General features: G+C 64.9%; 10 protein-coding genes. All 10 read right to left on the bottom strand.

Annotated elements, in window-relative coordinates; genetic code table 11:
- Positions 1 to 194: 194 nt before the first annotated feature.
- Positions 195 to 941: a hypothetical protein gene (locus tag ACUVWL_RS00660; RefSeq protein ID WP_445978744.1), complete on the bottom strand. Its 747-nt coding sequence runs from the start codon at positions 939 to 941 to the stop codon at positions 195 to 197.
- Positions 942 to 1,010: 69 nt separating this feature from the next.
- Positions 1,011 to 5,897 carry an ESPR-type extended signal peptide-containing protein gene (locus ACUVWL_RS00655; RefSeq protein WP_445978743.1) on the bottom strand — a complete coding sequence of 1,629 codons (4,887 nt, stop codon included), beginning with the start codon at positions 5,895 to 5,897 and terminating at the stop codon, positions 1,011 to 1,013.
- 61 nt (positions 5,898 to 5,958) lie between these two features.
- Entirely contained in the window at positions 5,959 to 6,666 is a 708-nt protein-coding gene (locus ACUVWL_RS00650; RefSeq protein WP_445978742.1) for a pilus assembly protein, read from the bottom strand.
- A gap of 18 nt (positions 6,667 to 6,684) precedes the next feature.
- A complete protein-coding gene (locus tag ACUVWL_RS00645) occupies positions 6,685 to 7,830 on the bottom strand; it encodes a CfaE/CblD family pilus tip adhesin (RefSeq protein ID WP_445978741.1) in 1,146 nt (381 codons plus the stop codon).
- The gene (locus ACUVWL_RS00640) at positions 7,827 to 10,553 is read right to left on the bottom strand and encodes a TcfC E-set like domain-containing protein (protein ID WP_445978740.1); all 2,727 of its coding nucleotides are present in this window, start codon (positions 10,551 to 10,553) and stop codon (positions 7,827 to 7,829) included. The genes ACUVWL_RS00645 and ACUVWL_RS00640 overlap by 4 nt, the downstream gene beginning before the upstream one ends.
- Before the next feature lie 53 nt (positions 10,554 to 10,606).
- Positions 10,607 to 11,116: a CS1 type fimbrial major subunit gene (locus tag ACUVWL_RS00635; protein ID WP_111206035.1), complete on the bottom strand. Its 510-nt coding sequence runs from the start codon at positions 11,114 to 11,116 to the stop codon at positions 10,607 to 10,609.
- Between the two features lie 460 nt (positions 11,117 to 11,576).
- Complete coding sequence (locus ACUVWL_RS00630; RefSeq protein WP_445978739.1) at positions 11,577 to 12,641, bottom strand: hypothetical protein; 1,065 nt, start codon at positions 12,639 to 12,641, stop codon at positions 11,577 to 11,579.
- A 342-nt stretch (positions 12,642 to 12,983) separates the two neighbouring features.
- Positions 12,984 to 14,261, bottom strand: coding sequence for a citrate synthase (locus tag ACUVWL_RS00625; RefSeq protein ID WP_014648268.1), 1,278 nt, complete (start codon positions 14,259 to 14,261; stop codon positions 12,984 to 12,986).
- Between the two features lie 296 nt (positions 14,262 to 14,557).
- Positions 14,558 to 14,800, bottom strand: a complete 243-nt coding sequence (locus ACUVWL_RS00620; RefSeq protein ID WP_010484049.1) for a type B 50S ribosomal protein L31 — start codon at positions 14,798 to 14,800, stop codon at positions 14,558 to 14,560.
- 88 nt (positions 14,801 to 14,888) lie between these two features.
- Positions 14,889 to 15,827, bottom strand: a complete 939-nt coding sequence (locus tag ACUVWL_RS00615) for a nucleoside hydrolase (protein ID WP_180835297.1) — start codon at positions 15,825 to 15,827, stop codon at positions 14,889 to 14,891.
- Between the last annotated feature and the right edge of the window lie 105 nt (positions 15,828 to 15,932).

Here is a 15,932-nt window from a genome sequence, read left to right as displayed (position 1 = left end):
GTCCGCACGGTGCATCAGGCGTGCGGACACCTGGCCCAAGAGCAGCCGAGCATGGCTCGGCTCTACAGAAGGCGCGCTGCCTGCTTCCTTCTTCTGGTGGGTGCGGACCGTTGGTCCGCACGATGCATCAGGCATGCGGACACCTGGCCCAAGAGCAGCCGAGCATGGCTCGGCTCTACAGAAGGCGCGCTGCCCTACCAGACATCATGGTGCTGCTCCTCCGGCTCATCGCCAAGCAGGCGCATCAGCCACGGTGCTCCCACCCGCTGCGGGTACGCCATCATCATCCGCGCGTGCATGTTCTGCAGATCGCCCAGCAACCAAGTCTGGTTGTAGACATCGCCGAACGGGTCCGACCACGCCGTCTGTATCCGCGCGCGCTCACCGCCGTTGAGGTTGGGCATCCTGTCCAACGGCACCTCCAGCACCGGCTCCAGCCCCCGGTTGATGGCCGCGTTCTCCGCCTCCGCCGCACGCATGAGCTCCAGCCGGTGGCTCACCTGCCAGCATGGGAAGGGGAAGCAGCTGCCCGTGGCTTCGATGTACGCCGCCATGTCGGCCAGCATGTGGGCTTTCAGCTGCCACACCCTCTCACTGTCCAGCAGTTGTCGCACCCGCAGGGTGCGCAGCGTTCCCGCGCGGACGTCTTCCGGCGTGGTGAACGGCTCGCCCGGTGTCGGGCCGCCATGGCGCACCAGCACGATGCGGTGGATCGCTTCCTGGGTGATGTTGTCCACGCGCAGCGCGGCGGCCTCCGGATGCACGCGCGGTGGCGGCACGCTCGCCACCCGCCAGTGGTACCAGAGCACCAGCACCATGCCCACCAGGCACAACAAGGTGAACTGCACCCAGCGATCCAGATTGCGGGTGTAGTAGTAGAAACGCGCCCGCCACAGATAGAACGTGCGGTAGCTGATGAATCGGCTTACCCATCGATACATTGCCATCTCCTCGGCAAGGACCCCGGCGCGGCGGGGTTCATTACGCGCACCACGCCGGGGCTGCACGGCTTACCAGCCGATGCCCACGCCGACGCCCATGCTGCGCTCACCGCTGTTGGTGAACGCACCATTGAGGCTGAAGGTGGCCGAACCCTTCTCGTTCAGCACACGCTGGTAGCCCACCGCCATCGCCGACTCACCCTCGCTGTAACCCACGCCCGCACCCAGGCGGTTGTAGGTAGCCAGGCCGGCGGTATTCATCGCCATCGCACTCTGCGCACTGCTCATCGCCGCCATGCGGTTGAAGCGCTTGTCCATCTTGTCCAGGCGGCGTTCGAAGGTGCTGATCGCACCATCGGTGTACTCGTTGGCCCGGGCCAGCATCTTTTCCAGGTCGGCGGTGTCGACCTGCGGCTTGGGCGTGTCGTCCTGCTTCGGCTTCGGCTGCGGCGTCGGCTTGTCACCTTCACCGGTAGAGGCGATCTGCGGCGAGCCGCTGGTTTCCGGCGTCGGCGCGATCTCTTCGGTGGACGGCGAAGGTGTGGATGCCGCCGCCATGGCGCGGGCCTGCGGATGATCGTCGATACGCTGCTCCAGCCCATCCATGCGGCCGTTGATCTGCTGCTGCATCGAATGCAGCTGGCCACCATTGACCGCATCGCGGCTGCCGGCCGCGATCAGGCCGTTGGCCACGTTGGAAATGACCATGCCATTGGCACCGGCCAGGATGAGCTGGGCGGCACCGTCTGCGCGTACCGAGGGAGTTTCCTGGAACACGGAGCGGAGCTGGGATTCGACCTGGTTCACGCGCGAGGTGGTGCTGACCACGGCGCCGTCGAGCGCTTCCAATGCGCCGTTGAGGGTGGATTGGGACTGGCCCTGCACGTTGAAGCTGGGGCCGACGATGTTGCCGCTGGCATCGACTTCGCCGCCGAGGGCGGAGAGTGCACCGCGCAGCTGGCCGACTGTGGCGGCGTTGTGGTCTGCGGTGCCGTTGGCGATGTTTACGAGGCGGCGCTTCATCTCACCATTACCGAACGATGCAACTCCTACCTCGGTCGCATACGAGTCGAACCCAAGCGCCATCGAACCGTCGGCACCATTCCGAACCCTCGCACCGATGCCGAGAGCGATCCCACCAATCGCGGTTCCACCATCATACGTTCCGACTTCCGCGCCCGTCCCAATGGCAATGCTGAAATCGGACCCATTGAAGACGGTCGATCCCCGCCCAAGTGCCACCGAGTTCACCCCCAACGCAAGAGAGCGTGACCCAATCGCAGTTCCTCCTTCGGTGCCCGCCTTTGCAAGGATGCCAAGCGCGACCCCGGCTCGGCCGGCCTCCGCGCGACCAGTCGTGGGACCTGTACCCACACTGAGAAACTGACCAGCATCTTCCAGTGCATCGAGTCGACCATTGGTCTCATAGAGCTGACTCCCGCGCACAACATCCGAGCTATCAGCCGACAACTTCGCCTCGGCCACGCCAGTCAAACGCGCACCACCGTAGTCGATGACGCTCGCATCCAATCCACGCATCGCCTGCTCGCCCATCTCCCGCTCCTTGCGCATCGACTCCAGATCATTCCGATTCTGCGAGATCTTCTGCTCTGCGGCGTACAACTGACTGCCGGTTACGGCATCACGGCTTCCTGGCGCCACTCGGCCGTCAGCCAGGTTGGTCAGCACCATGCCATTCACGCCATTCAGCGTGATCTGGTTCATGCCATCGGCACGGGCCGACGGCGAATCCTGGAAGATCGAGCTGAGCTGACCTTCCACCTTGTCCGCGCGTCGGCCCGCGGTGATGACAGCGCCATCGAGTGCCATCAGTGCATCCTCGACGGTGTTCTGCGTTCCACCCTGCACCGCGTAGGTCGGGGCGATGATGTTGCCATTGGCATCCATGCCTGCGCCTCCGCCGAGCGTGGCGAGGGAATCCTTGAGCTGGGAGACGGTGGTGGCGTTGTGGTCAGCAGTGCCTCGGGCAATATTCACGAGACGGCGCTGGATGCCGACGCCCCCGAATGACGCAACTCCTTCTTCATCCGCTAGCGAGCCATTTCCAAGTGCCAGCGAGCCATGAGCACCACCTTCAACGCTTGCGCTAGCACCAATCGCCACACCTGCATACGCGCCGCCAGCGTCTCCGCCAACCTGTGCACCTGCCCCCATGGCGAATCCATTCTCGGAACCTTCAGAAACAGCTGCCGCTCGACCAATTGCGGTGGAGTTCTTCCCCATCGCCTCCGCAAACGTGCCTACCGCGGTTCCCCCATCTAGTCCCGTCTTGGAAGAATTTCCGACCGCGACACCTGCGACACCGGCTTGTGCGCGCTCATTGAAGGGAGCTGATCCGATACTCACAAACTGCGCGACATCCTCTAGATCTGAGACGCGCCCATTCGTTGAATACAGTTGTTTCCCGGACACAGCCTCAGCACTGCTTGCGCTCAGCAATCCATCCGCCACACCACTGATCGTCCGGTCGGCATTTGCACTATTACGCACATTCAGGGTCGTACCGCTGTTTTTCTCTCCCAAACGAACATCGCCAGAGGCGGAGACCTGCGCCACCAGCCCACCCAGAACCGCTGTTTCGGCCAGCGCCTTGGCCGCATCCACCTTTGCCAGGGTCGCGTCCGCAGCTGCAGAGCTGGCCACGCCCTCCACAGCCACCACCTTCTCATTGGTGGCATTGAGCTGCCTGCCATTGACAGCCTCGTAGCTGCCGGCGCTGACCACGCCATCCGCCACGCCGGTCAGCTTACGGTTCGCATTCGCGCTATTCCGCACATCCAGTACGGTGCCGCTGTTCTTTTCACCCAAGCGGACAATCCCCGTGGCCGAAACCTGCCCGACCAGCCCACCCAGAACGGTGGCTTCAGCCAAGGCCTTGGTGGCATCAACCTGTGCGGCATTGGCGGTGGTCTGCGCGCCGTTGGCGGCATTCTGTGCAGTCGTTACCCGGCCATTTGTTTCATTCAACTGCTTGCCCGTAATGGCCTCGGTACTGCTGCTGCTGACAGCGCCATCCGCCAGGTTGACGATCTTGCGCTTGATACTGGAGCTGCCGACCGAGACCTGATTGATGCCGGTGGTCTGGGAGCCGTTGCCCAGAGCGACACTTCCCGTGTGCGATGCCAGGGCGCGGTCGCCCAACGCAACGGCACTTTCGGCACCCGCCTTTGCAAGATTGCCAAGCGCCGTCGAATACAAGGCCGATGCGGCGGCCTCCCGGCCAATGGCGACGGCCTGATTGCCGCTCGCATCTGCCTTGTAGCCCAGCGCGGCGGCATGGGTCGCCGCGGCCGTCGCATCATTGCCTACGGCCACGGCGCGATCACCCACTGCCGAAGCACGCAGGCCTGCCGCCACCGCGCCATTGCCACCGCGCGTTGCAGCACCGAGAGCAACTGCACCGGTGGCAGCGCTCTTGTCGCCGTTGGCGTCGACACCGGCCCGAGCATCTGCACCAACTGCGATGCTGTTGGTGTTGTAGGCCTTCGCCGAGCGCCCCATCGCTACGCTGGCGGTGCTTCCGCTCCCTTCCGCCTCTGCCGCCAGCCCGATAGCCGGGGCGGATGCGTTCAGGCGCGCGGCTGCCGCGTCTGCGACGCGCTGTGCATCTGCCAGCTTGGTGTTGGTGGCATTCAACTGCTTGCCTGACACAGCATCGGTGCTGGACGTACTCAGCGTGGCATCCGCCACGCCCGTGATCTTGCGATTGGCGCTGGCACTGTTGCGGACGTCCAGTGCGGTGCCGCTGTTGCTTGCGCCTATACGGATATTTCCCGAAGCAGACGTCTGGCTCAGAAGGCCGGAGAGCGTATTGGCCTTTGCCAGCGCACTGTCGGCATTGGTCTTGGCGGAGTCGGCGACGGACCGTGCGGCCGTTACATTGGTGTTGGTGGCATTGAGCTGCTTGCCAGACACAGCATCCGTACTCGTCGTGCTTAGCGTGGCATCCGCCACGCCCGTGATCCTGCGATTGGCGCTGGCGCTGTTGCGGACGTCCAGCACGGTTCCGCTGTTACTTGCACCTAGGCGAACGTTCCCCGAGGCAGCCGTCTGGCTCAGGAGGCCGGAAAGCACATTGGCTTTCGACAAGGCATTGTCCGCATTGGACTTCGCCGTATCGGCAACAGTCCTGGCCGCCCTGGCGGTCGAGTAAGCCGAATCCGCTGTGCTTCGCGCCGATGCTACATTCTGATTTGTTTCATACAGCTGACCACCGGTGACCGCATCCGCACTACCGTAGGAAATGTTGCCTGATGCGACATTCACGATCCTTCGTTTAATGCTGTTGCTTCCCACCGATACTGTGTTGCTTCCATTGGCTACCGAGTTGGCACCAATGGCGACCGCATTCGATGCGGTGGCCGAGGCGCCGCTTCCAATGGCGACAGCATTCTCAGCGCGAGCCGTTGAGCTGTTACCCAAAGCGGTTGCGCCAATGTAATCGGCAAAGGCCTTGGCCCCAATTGCGACATTGTGACCCCCATTGCTGCCGGTGCGCGACGTGTAACCGATCGCCACGCTGTCAACGTCGGAAGATGTAGAGTGGTATCCAAACGCGACACTGTTCCGCTTCTCGATCCGTGCGCCTTGACCGAAGGCGAATGAATAGCTTCCGTATATTCTGGACCCCGCACCGATCGCCATCGAGTTCGTCACATCCAAACTCATATCGGCATAGCCCGTCGACATCTTTGGATCCCATACACCCATAAATGGGATGCAGTGCCGGATGTTCCCGTTGTCACCCGAACAACCGACATCGAGACCCGCATTCGCGCTGTCCACCGCACCGGCCAGTGCGATGAAGACAACCAGTGCGGTCCCGCGACGATGAATCAAGGTGCTTCGTGGCTTTCCACGCGCTGCTACCAGCTCGCCCACGACCACCCAACACTGCTTTGCATTGCTCCAGATACGACGATAGATGTGGTTCATGCTCTCTCCCTTAACAGGACTTCGGAAATGAGGCCCCGCGAATAGTGCGGGGCCAGAACGATCAGGCGCTCGGCGCCAGGGTGGTTACGTGCTCGCGGTAGCCGTCCTTGGACAGGCGGTAATGCAGCTGCACGGTATTGCCCGGTTGAGGCTGGAACGGCAGCTTCAGCTCCGCGTCCGGGTACAGGCTTTTGGCAAAGTCGTGGGTCGTACAGGCACCACTGGCGCTGCATTCGGCCAGCCCGGTGATGCCGACCCGCAGGGTCCCCACATTGCGCAGGGTGTCGCCCTGCAGTTGCAGATCCACGCTGCCGTTGGTGGGCAGCACGTTCACCAGCGCACCCCAGACCAGGCTGACGCCGACGTTGGCTTGGGCAGCCTGCTCGTCATCTTCGAGAAGGGTCCCGTCCGGGCCCCTGACCCCCTCGAAATAGACGCGGTAGGCCGCTTCCTTCTCGACAGTACGCAGCGGAATGACCCGGATCAGGCGATTGCCTCCGCCACTCAGTGCGAACTTCCCAGGGGTGATGGCGACCGCGGCATCGGCCGCCTCCATTTCCACCTCTTCCTCGCCAACCTGGGCAGGATTCGAGATGCGCAACAGGCGTGCCTGCACGTACTGCGGCTGGGTGGAGTGCGAGTAGACGCGGATCTGCGTACCGCGCTTGCCATCGACGGCCGCGCGCATCGGATGGATGGAGAGGTTGGCATGCGCCGGCGGGGCCAGCAGCGCACTCAGCGGCAACAGGCAGAACAGCAGCTTCTTCATGATGAGGCTCCGTGGGGATCAGGGTTTGGCGGTCGGCACGCGCAGCTCTACCGTCAACTCGCCGTCGTAGAGACCGGGCCGCTTGCTGGCGATGGGCGTAGGCGGCGTTTCCAGCACCAGCGGCGTGGGCACGCAGTACACGGGTTGGCTGATGCCCGGCAGCATCACCAGCCGCAACTGCGCGCTGTCGATACCGCGTAGCAGCTGTTCTTCGCCGTTCTTCATCGCCAGACGGTTGCCGCCGTATTTCAGGCTGACCTGGTAGTCGAGGCGCTGGGTGTCATCGCTGCCACCGTCCCCGTGCCAGACCGCGAAGTCCCTTCCGGGCGGGGGCCGTGGACCGCTGTCGCGCACGGTGACGCCGAGGAACTCGCTCTGCGAGCCCACGCCGTCGTACAGGCACATGTCCACTTCCTTGTAGCCGCCGACCATCTTGCGGATGGGGTCGTAGCGCAGGTCCATGTTGACCAGCGGTGCGATGCCGTCGAAGCCGGGGAAGTAGATCGAGATCGCGTCGTAGTCGGTGACGGTGAAGTCGAAGTTGAAGGTGGCTGTGGCGACGGGTGCTGCAGCAGGATCGGCCTTGATGTTCAGGCGCATCGTGGCCTTCCAGTGGCCTGCGACGAGACGCGAAATTTCGCGTTGAGGCAGGATCATCTCGACGCCGGTTCCGAGCGGCTGATCTGCCCCGCTACCTATGCCACAGGTGAACCAGAATGATCCGTTCAGAATGCGCTTGTCACTGTCCCAGAGATCGCTAGCGCAGCGATAGCCCGACATCGCCCGCTGCAAGCTTCCCACCGCACGAATCTCCGTTTGCAGGCCAGTCCTCAGCTCAACGAGACGCAACGCAATCTCTGTTGTGCCCCCTGACATGGTCGGCTCACTTTCCGTCGGGCACCGCCCAAACTCACTATCAGAAGCAGACCCACAAACCACATGGATCTGCCCATACTTCATCGCCAGATCGTGACTGAACCCCAGCACCGTCCGCGGCGCCCACAGCTCCACATCACCCGGCACCGCCGAGCGATCCCAGCTCATCACGATGTCCCGGCTCTGGTCCGTCGGATGCGTCTCCGGCGGCCACTGCGCCCACGCCCGTGGCATCACCAGAACCAGCGCACACACCAGCATCAACACACACATCCAACGCCGGCTCATGGCGCACCTCCTGCAGCAGCGGTCTGGGGCGTGGCGGCGATCAACGCGCGTTCCTGCAGCAGGCGGGTCACGCGGGCCTGCTGGCGGATCTCGGGGGGCAGCTGGGCCACGGCCAGCGGCTCGCAGTGCACGGCGCCGACCAGCAGCACCACCTGGCGGCGCTCGCGCACCTGCAACGGGCAATGCAGCAGACGGTCGTCCTGCAGCAGGTACAGCGTTGTTTCGCGGCGCGGGAAATCGGCAACGAAGCTGCCGTTGGCGCTGGTGCCGGGCACCGGCGCATTGAGGATGCGGGCGCCGCCCAGGGGCGCCCCCGCAAGGTCCTTGGCGTTGCCGATGAAGGTGTAGGTCACTTCGATCGGCACTGGCATGCGCATCAGCTTGCCGGGCGTGAGGAACATCGGCCGTGCACCGCCCACGCCGGTCACGCGGATCGCGGCGATGCTGTCCAGCGTGCTGGCATCCTGCACTTCGGCGCGCTGCGACTGATAGGCCTGCAGCGGCAGCAGCCGGCGCTCGCCGATCTGCAGACGCTGTCGGCGCAGCCCACCCACCTGCAATTCCGCGGCCACGCCATGCAGGTCGGCATCGTCGAAACCGTCCACCTGCACGGCCAAGCCGGCCTCGGCGCCGTTGGCACCGCTCCAGTAGAAACCACGACGGCCCAGTGCGAAGCCGGAGCTGTGGCTGCCGCTGTAGCCGGTCTCGCCACGCCCCCGCTGCTGATAGTGCGCGATGCTGGCGGTGGTGTTGCCGATGCCGTTCTGCAGCTGGCCACTCAGTGACGCGCTGTAGCGATCGTTGTTGTTGGCGCGCAGTTCGGCGTTCAGCTCCCGATAGTACGTGTCCCGGTCCTGGCGCAGGCTCTGGCCCACGCTGTAGTCGATGGCCGGGCGCTGATGCTGCGGCTGGCGCACGTCCACCGCGTAGCGGCGCTGGCCGCTGCTGTCATGGTTACGCTGCAGGCGGGTCAGGCTGAGGTTGAAGTAGATGCCACGGTCACGCTCGTTGCTGCCGCGCACGCTGTCGGTGCTGCGCTGCTGCCATAGCCCCACGCGCGTGGACACGCTGAAGTCCTGCCAGCGGTGGCTGCGGCTGAAGCTGGCCTGCCAGGTCCGGCTGAGCACGGGCTCGCGGCGCGGCTCCAGCGGACCGGGCGGCAGCAAGGGATCCAGCCCGAACAACGGGTCCTGCTCGAATTCAGGCCGATGCCAGCCGGTGCGCCAGGTCTGGCGCCGGGTGTAGCCCACGTAGACGTTGCCGCCGGCCAGCGGCAGCGATACCGAGCCGCTGAGTGAGTTGGTGCAGCCCAGCTGGTCGCGTGCATCGGCCTCGAACTGGCAGGCCTTGCCGCGCATGCGCTGCTGGTAAAGATTCCACGACGCCTTGCGCCGGTATGACAGCTGGTGCTGCTGACCATTGCTGCCATCGCTTCCACGCATGCCGCTGAGCGAGGCGCGCATTTCCTGGGTGGCCAGCACGCGGCGCAGGTCCAGGCGCAGCTCGCCGTAGCTGTGGCCGCCGAGGTTGGCGGCACCCGCGGTAAGTGCGGCATCGCGGCCCAGCGGCACGCGTACGCCCGCCACCGCAACCGACTCACCGTCGAAACGATCGCTGCGTCGCTCGTTGCGGCGGCCGCCCTGCACGAACCACTGCCACTGGCTGTTGGTCCAGTCGCCGCCCTTGTCGAACGGCGCCTCCTCGGTGCGCACCAGCACACCGTCCTCGTAGATGCGCATGCGCACCAGGTAGTTGCCGAACGGGAAATTGCGGGTGTCGATCTGGTTGATGCCGGCCTGCAGGTAGAAGGTCTGCAGCAGCCGCTCGCCATCGAACACATCGACGCGAGCGTCGCGCGCCAGCAGCACCGTCAGCGGCGTGGCCTGCACGGCGGCATCGGTGTCCACATAGGCCTGGGTGGTACCCACGCGCGCGCCCTGGAAACGGTCCAGCGGCAGCATGCTGAAACTGAAGGTGCCACCCTGCGGGCTGGACAGGTTGCGGCGATCCATGCGCCCGAGCTGCAGGTAATGCGCCTGGCCCAGGTCATGGCGGTAATAGACGTTGTCGAACTGGAAGTCGTCGTCACTTCGGCTGCGGTAGCGTTGCTGGGTGTAGTACCACTCGGCGGACAGATGACCGCGGTCGAACAGGCCCAGCGTGCCCACGCCGCGCGCGGACAGTGCCTGGTAATCGCGACCACCGCTCACATTGAGCGTCTGCTGGTGCAGGAAGGCGTTCTCGGCATTGGCCGTGACCTTGTGGTAACGCTCCGCTGCCGGCTCGCCGGGAATCCACTGCCGCGCCACGAACAGGCGCACGGCGCCCTCGCCTTCGTCGTACAGCGCGCGCGCCGCGGTGGGCTCTTCGGGCGGGTCCAGATAGCCGCACCCCGCCGTGGCGCCACCAAAGCGGCAGGCCAGGTGACTGTTGCGCGGCAACGGTTGCGACAGCGCCGGTAGCAACGCGGCCTGTGCTTCGGCAGGCAGGGCCAGCGCCTGCAGCACGCGCGCAGGATCTTCCAGCTGCACGTGCTCCAGGGTCACGCGCACCGGCGACAGCCCGGCCGAGCGGCCGAACAGCTGGATGTCGAGTTGTTCGGTCTGGCCATCGACCAGATCCTCGAAACCGGCGGGCACGCCGCGGGCCGCCACCAAGGGAGCAACCATTGCCAGGGCGAGCGCGACCGCCAGCCGAGTGACGGCGGGGGCGTGTCGAATCATGGGGGTACCGCTGTAGAAGCGGCCGGCCCGGCGTGCGGACCGGCGCGCGGGGATTACGGCGTGGTGGCCTTCTGGTTCAACACGACGCTGACGATGCCGGCGTAGCGGCCCTTGGTGGCAATCGGCGCCGGCGTGGTCTGGGCAATGGTCAACGGCATCGAAATCGAGGCGCCCGGAGTGGAGCCGGCGCCGGTGAACAGATCAGCCGCCTTGTACTCGATGGCAGTGGTACCCAGTGCGCGGTTGTTGAGGCTGATGGTCATCGGCACGGTGACGGCGCCGGTCTCGTTGGCCAGCACGAATGGACCGTCGATACGGGCCTCGATATCGGCGGCTTCATCGTTGGAGTGGATGCGGACGCGCTGGGTGTCCGGAATCAGGCCGCGCAGCGGATCGTGGGTCAGCGTGACCAGGTCCGGCAGCGGGGTGCCGTCATCGCGCAGCAGCGCCAGGGTCGGATCGACGTCGGCGTAGACGGAGATCCTGGTTTCAACAGCGTGCGCGGACAGTGAAGCAGTGGCCAGCGCTGCAGCGAGCGCGGCCTTCTTGATAATGGCGTGCATGATTGTCTCTCTCGGACAAGGGGGAATTTGAAAGCTCCCCTCCCCAAGGAGAAAAGGGAGGGAAGCGCCGCCCGCGGGGATGGGTGCGGGCGACGGAGAGAATGTTAGAAATCCATTGCCATGCAGGCCATTCAAGCATTCCTAAAACGTTGAACGTTAAGGAGAATTTTTGAAGGCGCTCTATGTTTGAGGGTTATGCAATTTCCCTCACTGTTTGAATGCAATAAACCTCATTGCATTGCGTTTGTAGAGTCGGGCATGGCTCGACTCTACTGTGGGGCATCCACGCGTGGCGTGGATCTGCGGGATGGCATCAGGCCGCCTTTCGGCGGCCCGATGACACGGCGCGGTGGTGCGCGATCAGAAGAAGATCGCGTACAGGATCAGCAGCGGAATCGGCACGCCCAGCAACCAGAGCAGAATCATCTTCATGGCAGGTCTCCTTGCATGGAAGGGTGGATTACAGGTCGCGGCGGCGGCCGCCCCAGGTGGCGCTGAGGCTGGCGAAGAACGCGCCGATCAGCAGGGTGATGAAGAGCCACAATGCGGCGTAGGCGGTCGCCTTCCGCGCATCGTCGGCAGCCTGCTTGGCGGTATTCCTGGCCTTCTGCAGCGCTGCACGCATGCGCGTCTGCACATCGGTCACGCGGGCCTGCGCTTCAGCCGGGCTCATCCCGGTATCGCGCGCGATCAGCTGTGACAGATACTGGGTATCGGCCGGATCCAGGCCTTCCCCCTGCAGGCTGTTGACGATGATGCGGTTCACTTCGGCACGCACTTCGCGGCGATCGCCGATCGGACCGTTGCCCGGCGCCGGTCGCGGCGGTGGGGCCATGCGCGCGTCGCGCGGACCGGCGCCCGCTGCCGGCGGTGGCGCGGCATCCGGGTCCATCGGTGCGCCCGGCGGCGGCGCTGCGGGATCGGCCGGCCCTGCGTGGGTCGTGCTGCGGAACAGCGCATCCACCCAATAGTCGAGGTCGCCTTCCGGCGCAGCCGCCACAGCGCCGCTGGCACCGGCTGCAGCCACGCCGACGGTGGACGCAGCGGCACCGGCAGTGGCGCCGGCCACCTTTGCGCCCGCACCCAGCACGCCACCGATGGCCGACGTCAGCAGGCCCGCGGTCAGCAGCGTGGCCACCGCCCACGACACGAAGCCGTGCGCGGTGTCGCGGAAGTAGGTTTCGTCGCCGTGGATCTGCGTCCACTTGGTACGCAGGCGACCCGCCAGATAGCCACCCAGGCCGGAAGCGGCCAGCGCGGTGAAGGTGAGCCAGGCGATGCTGGACCAGCCGAAGGTTTCCTTGCTGACGCCTTCGAACGACCAGGGCGACACCGACGACAACCCCAGGCCCACGCCGAGGATCAGCAGGATGAGAGAGAGCGCAGCGGCGGCGGCGGCGCCAGCGAAGATGGCTCCCCACGACACCGCGCTTTCGCTGGCGGGCGGAACGATGGGGGCAGTGACGACAGCGGCGACGTCAGCGCCGAGCGGGCCGCGCTCGGGTGGGTCGAATCGGGTACTCATCGGGATGGACGCTCCATTTCAGGTGCTGCGGATGCAGCTGGCGTCCTGAGGCTGCGCGAGCGCTTGTGAAGCTGATGAGACCCCTGAATCACGCGGTCTTGGCGCGTTGAAGAGCATGCCAACCAAGGTTGGCACCTACCAAGGCGGGAACGCGGTAAATCCATGCCACGCGTGGATGGGGAGCGTGCCAACCAGGGGCGGGAACAAGTGGATCCACGCCATGCGTGGATGGTTTTTCGCGAGTGTCGAAAGCGTGCCAACCTTGGTTGGCACCCACCAGGGCGGCAGAAAAAAAACGCCCCGCGCATGCGGGGCGTTCTCGGCACAACCTACGCGGGGCGATCAGCCCTGGTAGTCGCGCACGTCGCTGCCGGTGTAGACCTGGCGCGGACGGCCGATCTTCATTTCCGGATCGACCTGCTGTTCCAGCCAATGCGAGACCCAGCCGGAGGTACGGCCCAGGGCGAACATGACGGTGAACATTTCGGTCGGGATCTGCAGCGCCTTGTAGATGATGCCGCTGTAGAAATCGACGTTCGGGTACAGCTTGCGCGCGACGAAGTACTCGTCCTGCAGCGCGGCCTGTTCCAGCTTCACGGCCACGTCCAGCAGCGGATCCTGCACGCCCAGCTGCTTGAGCACCTTGCTGGTCATCTCGCCGATGACCTTGGCGCGCGGGTCGAAGTTCTTGTAGACGCGGTGGCCGAAGCCCATCAGGCGGAAGCCGGAGGTCTTGTCCTTGGCCTTGACCACGGCGGACTCGACGTTGTCGGCGCTGCCGATCTCTTCCAGCATCTTCAGCACGGCTTCGTTGGCACCGCCGTGGGCCGGACCCCACAGCGCGGTGACGCCAGCGGCGACCGACGCGTACGGGTTGGCACCGGTCGAACCGACCAGGCGCACGGTCGAGGTCGAGGCGTTCTGCTCGTGGTCGGCGTGCAGGATGAACAGCAGGTCCAACGCCTTGACCACATCCGGGTTCAGATCGTACTGGCCGTCAGCCGACTCGAAGGTCTGCTTCAGGAAGCGACTGACATAGTCCAGCGAGGTGTCCGGCTTGTTGGCCGGCAGGCCCTTGCCATGGCGGTAGATCAGCGCCGACAGGGTCGGCACCTTGGCGATCAGGCGCACGGCGGCCTGGCGGCGCTGTTCGGCGTCGGACAGGTCCAGCGCGTCGTGGTAGATGGCCGACAGCTGCGCGATCGCAGCAGCCAGGATGGCCATCGGGTGGGCGTCCTTGGCGAAGCTGCCGATCAGGGTGTTGATCGAGTCGTCGACATTGGCTTCGGCAGTCAGCTCATCGGTGAAGGCCTTCAGCTGCTCGGCGCTCGGGCGCTCGCCGTTGATCAGCAGGTAGGCCACTTCGACGTAGCTCGACTTTTCCGACAGCTGCTCGATCGGGTAGCCGCGATACAGCAGCACGCCCTTGTCGCCGTCGATGTAAGTGATGGCGGACTTGCAGCTGGCCGTCGCGGTGAAGCCGGAATCGTAGGTGAAGAACCCCGTTTCCTTGGTCAGCTTCGCGATGTCGACGCAGTCGTTGCCAAGGGTGGGTTTGATGACGGGCAGAACGACGGACTTATCGCCGGCGTTGAGCGTGACCTGATCAAGATCGGACACTGTGTGCGCTCCTTCATGGGAAGGCGCCTGCCCAAGCGCATTGGTCAGGCACGTGAATGACGTCCTCGGCCTGTGCCGGGGATCATGCCATTATCGCACAGCAGCATTTGCCCGGCGCTAGACAGAAGTCGTAGACGGCAGGCGGCCAGAACCCGGCCAGCAAGCGGCCCGGATCGGCAAAAGCGTTGTCACACGAACGCAGTGTTCTGTCCATCCAAACGCCCGTTGGGTAGGCGTTGGGGAAAAACAAACGGCCGCGCAGAGCGCGGCCGTCGGTTCGAAGCTGGATCGACAGATCAGCGCGCGTAGCGCTTCTGGAACTTGTCGATACGGCCCGAGGTGTCGATGACCTTGTGCTTGCCCGTGTAGAACGGGTGCGAAGCCGAGGAAATTTCAACCTTCACCAGCGGGTAGTCGTTGCCGTCTTCCCACTTGATGGTTTCCTTCGTCGCCATGGTCGAGCGGGTCAGGATCTTGAAATCGGAGGTGACGTCATGGAAGACGACGTCGCGGTAGTTCGGATGGATATCGGCCTTCATGGGCTCACACCGTAAATGGGCTGGTGGTCAAGAGCGGCATTATAAGCACCGGTTGCCGCCCGGGGCAACCGGTGCCGGTCAATCGGCTTCAGTTCGCGCCCAGGGCCTGGCGTACCAGGGCCTCGAAACGCTGCTGGTCGTAGGCCATCAGCAGATCGCAGTTGTCCGGCTGGCCGGTCTGGCGGTTCCAGTCGACGATGGTGGCGCCGCGGCTGAACGTGCCATTCAGCTCCACGTTCAGCGGACGCGACTCGACCCGCAGCTGCCCTTCCGGGTTCAGTGCCCAGGCCATGGCAACCGCGTCGGCGGTGTACCAGCGGCCACCCTTGCTGTCTTCGGACAGGCCACGGGTCTTGCGCGAGATCAGCTCGTAGAAGCGGGCACGATCGGAGTCGGCCTGCAGCCACTTCTCGGCTTCTTCCAGCGGCAGGCCGTGGGCGACGGTGGCCTCCCAGTCCGACACCAGCAGGTGCTTGAACGAGGTGAACACCACATGCGCCGCTTCCGGATCGAAGGCGATGTTGAATTCGGCCGCCGGGGTGATGTTGCCGTGGCAGGTGACCGCGCCGCCCATCACCACGATGCGCTTGATGCGCTGGGGCAGGGTCGGGTCCAGCTTCAGTGCCAGCGCGAGGTTGGTCAGCGGGCCAAGCATCACCAGCATCAGTTCGCCGGCATGCGCGTGCGACAGGCGCAGGATGGCCAGCGCAGCATGCTCGGCTTCGGCCTGGCGGCTCGGCGGCGGCAGGTCCACGTCGCCATAGCCATCACGGCCATGCACGTGGGCAGCGTCTACGGAAGGATGCAGCAGCGGATCCGGGCTGCCGGCAAACACCGGCACGTCGGTGCGGCCGACGATGTCGCAGAGCTTGAGGGCGTTGCGGACGGTGTACTGCAGGCCGACATTGCCGGCGGCGATGGTCAGGGCGACCACGTCATGCCGCTCATCGGCAAAGGCCATCAGCAGGGCCAGGGCGTCGTCTACACCGGGGTCGGTGTCGATCAACAGGGGGATCTTGTGGGTCATCGTTGCCGTCTTCAGATCGGCAACGAAGTGTGGACCGGGATGATGACCGTTGCAAGTATGGGGGGCGGCAGGGCTGCGACCTGCACCCGCGGTAGTGCCGGCCGC

The organism is Stenotrophomonas muris (assembly GCF_052751275.1).
Note: the sequence above shows the minus strand (reverse complement) of the source record. Positions and strands in the feature narration are given on the sequence as shown.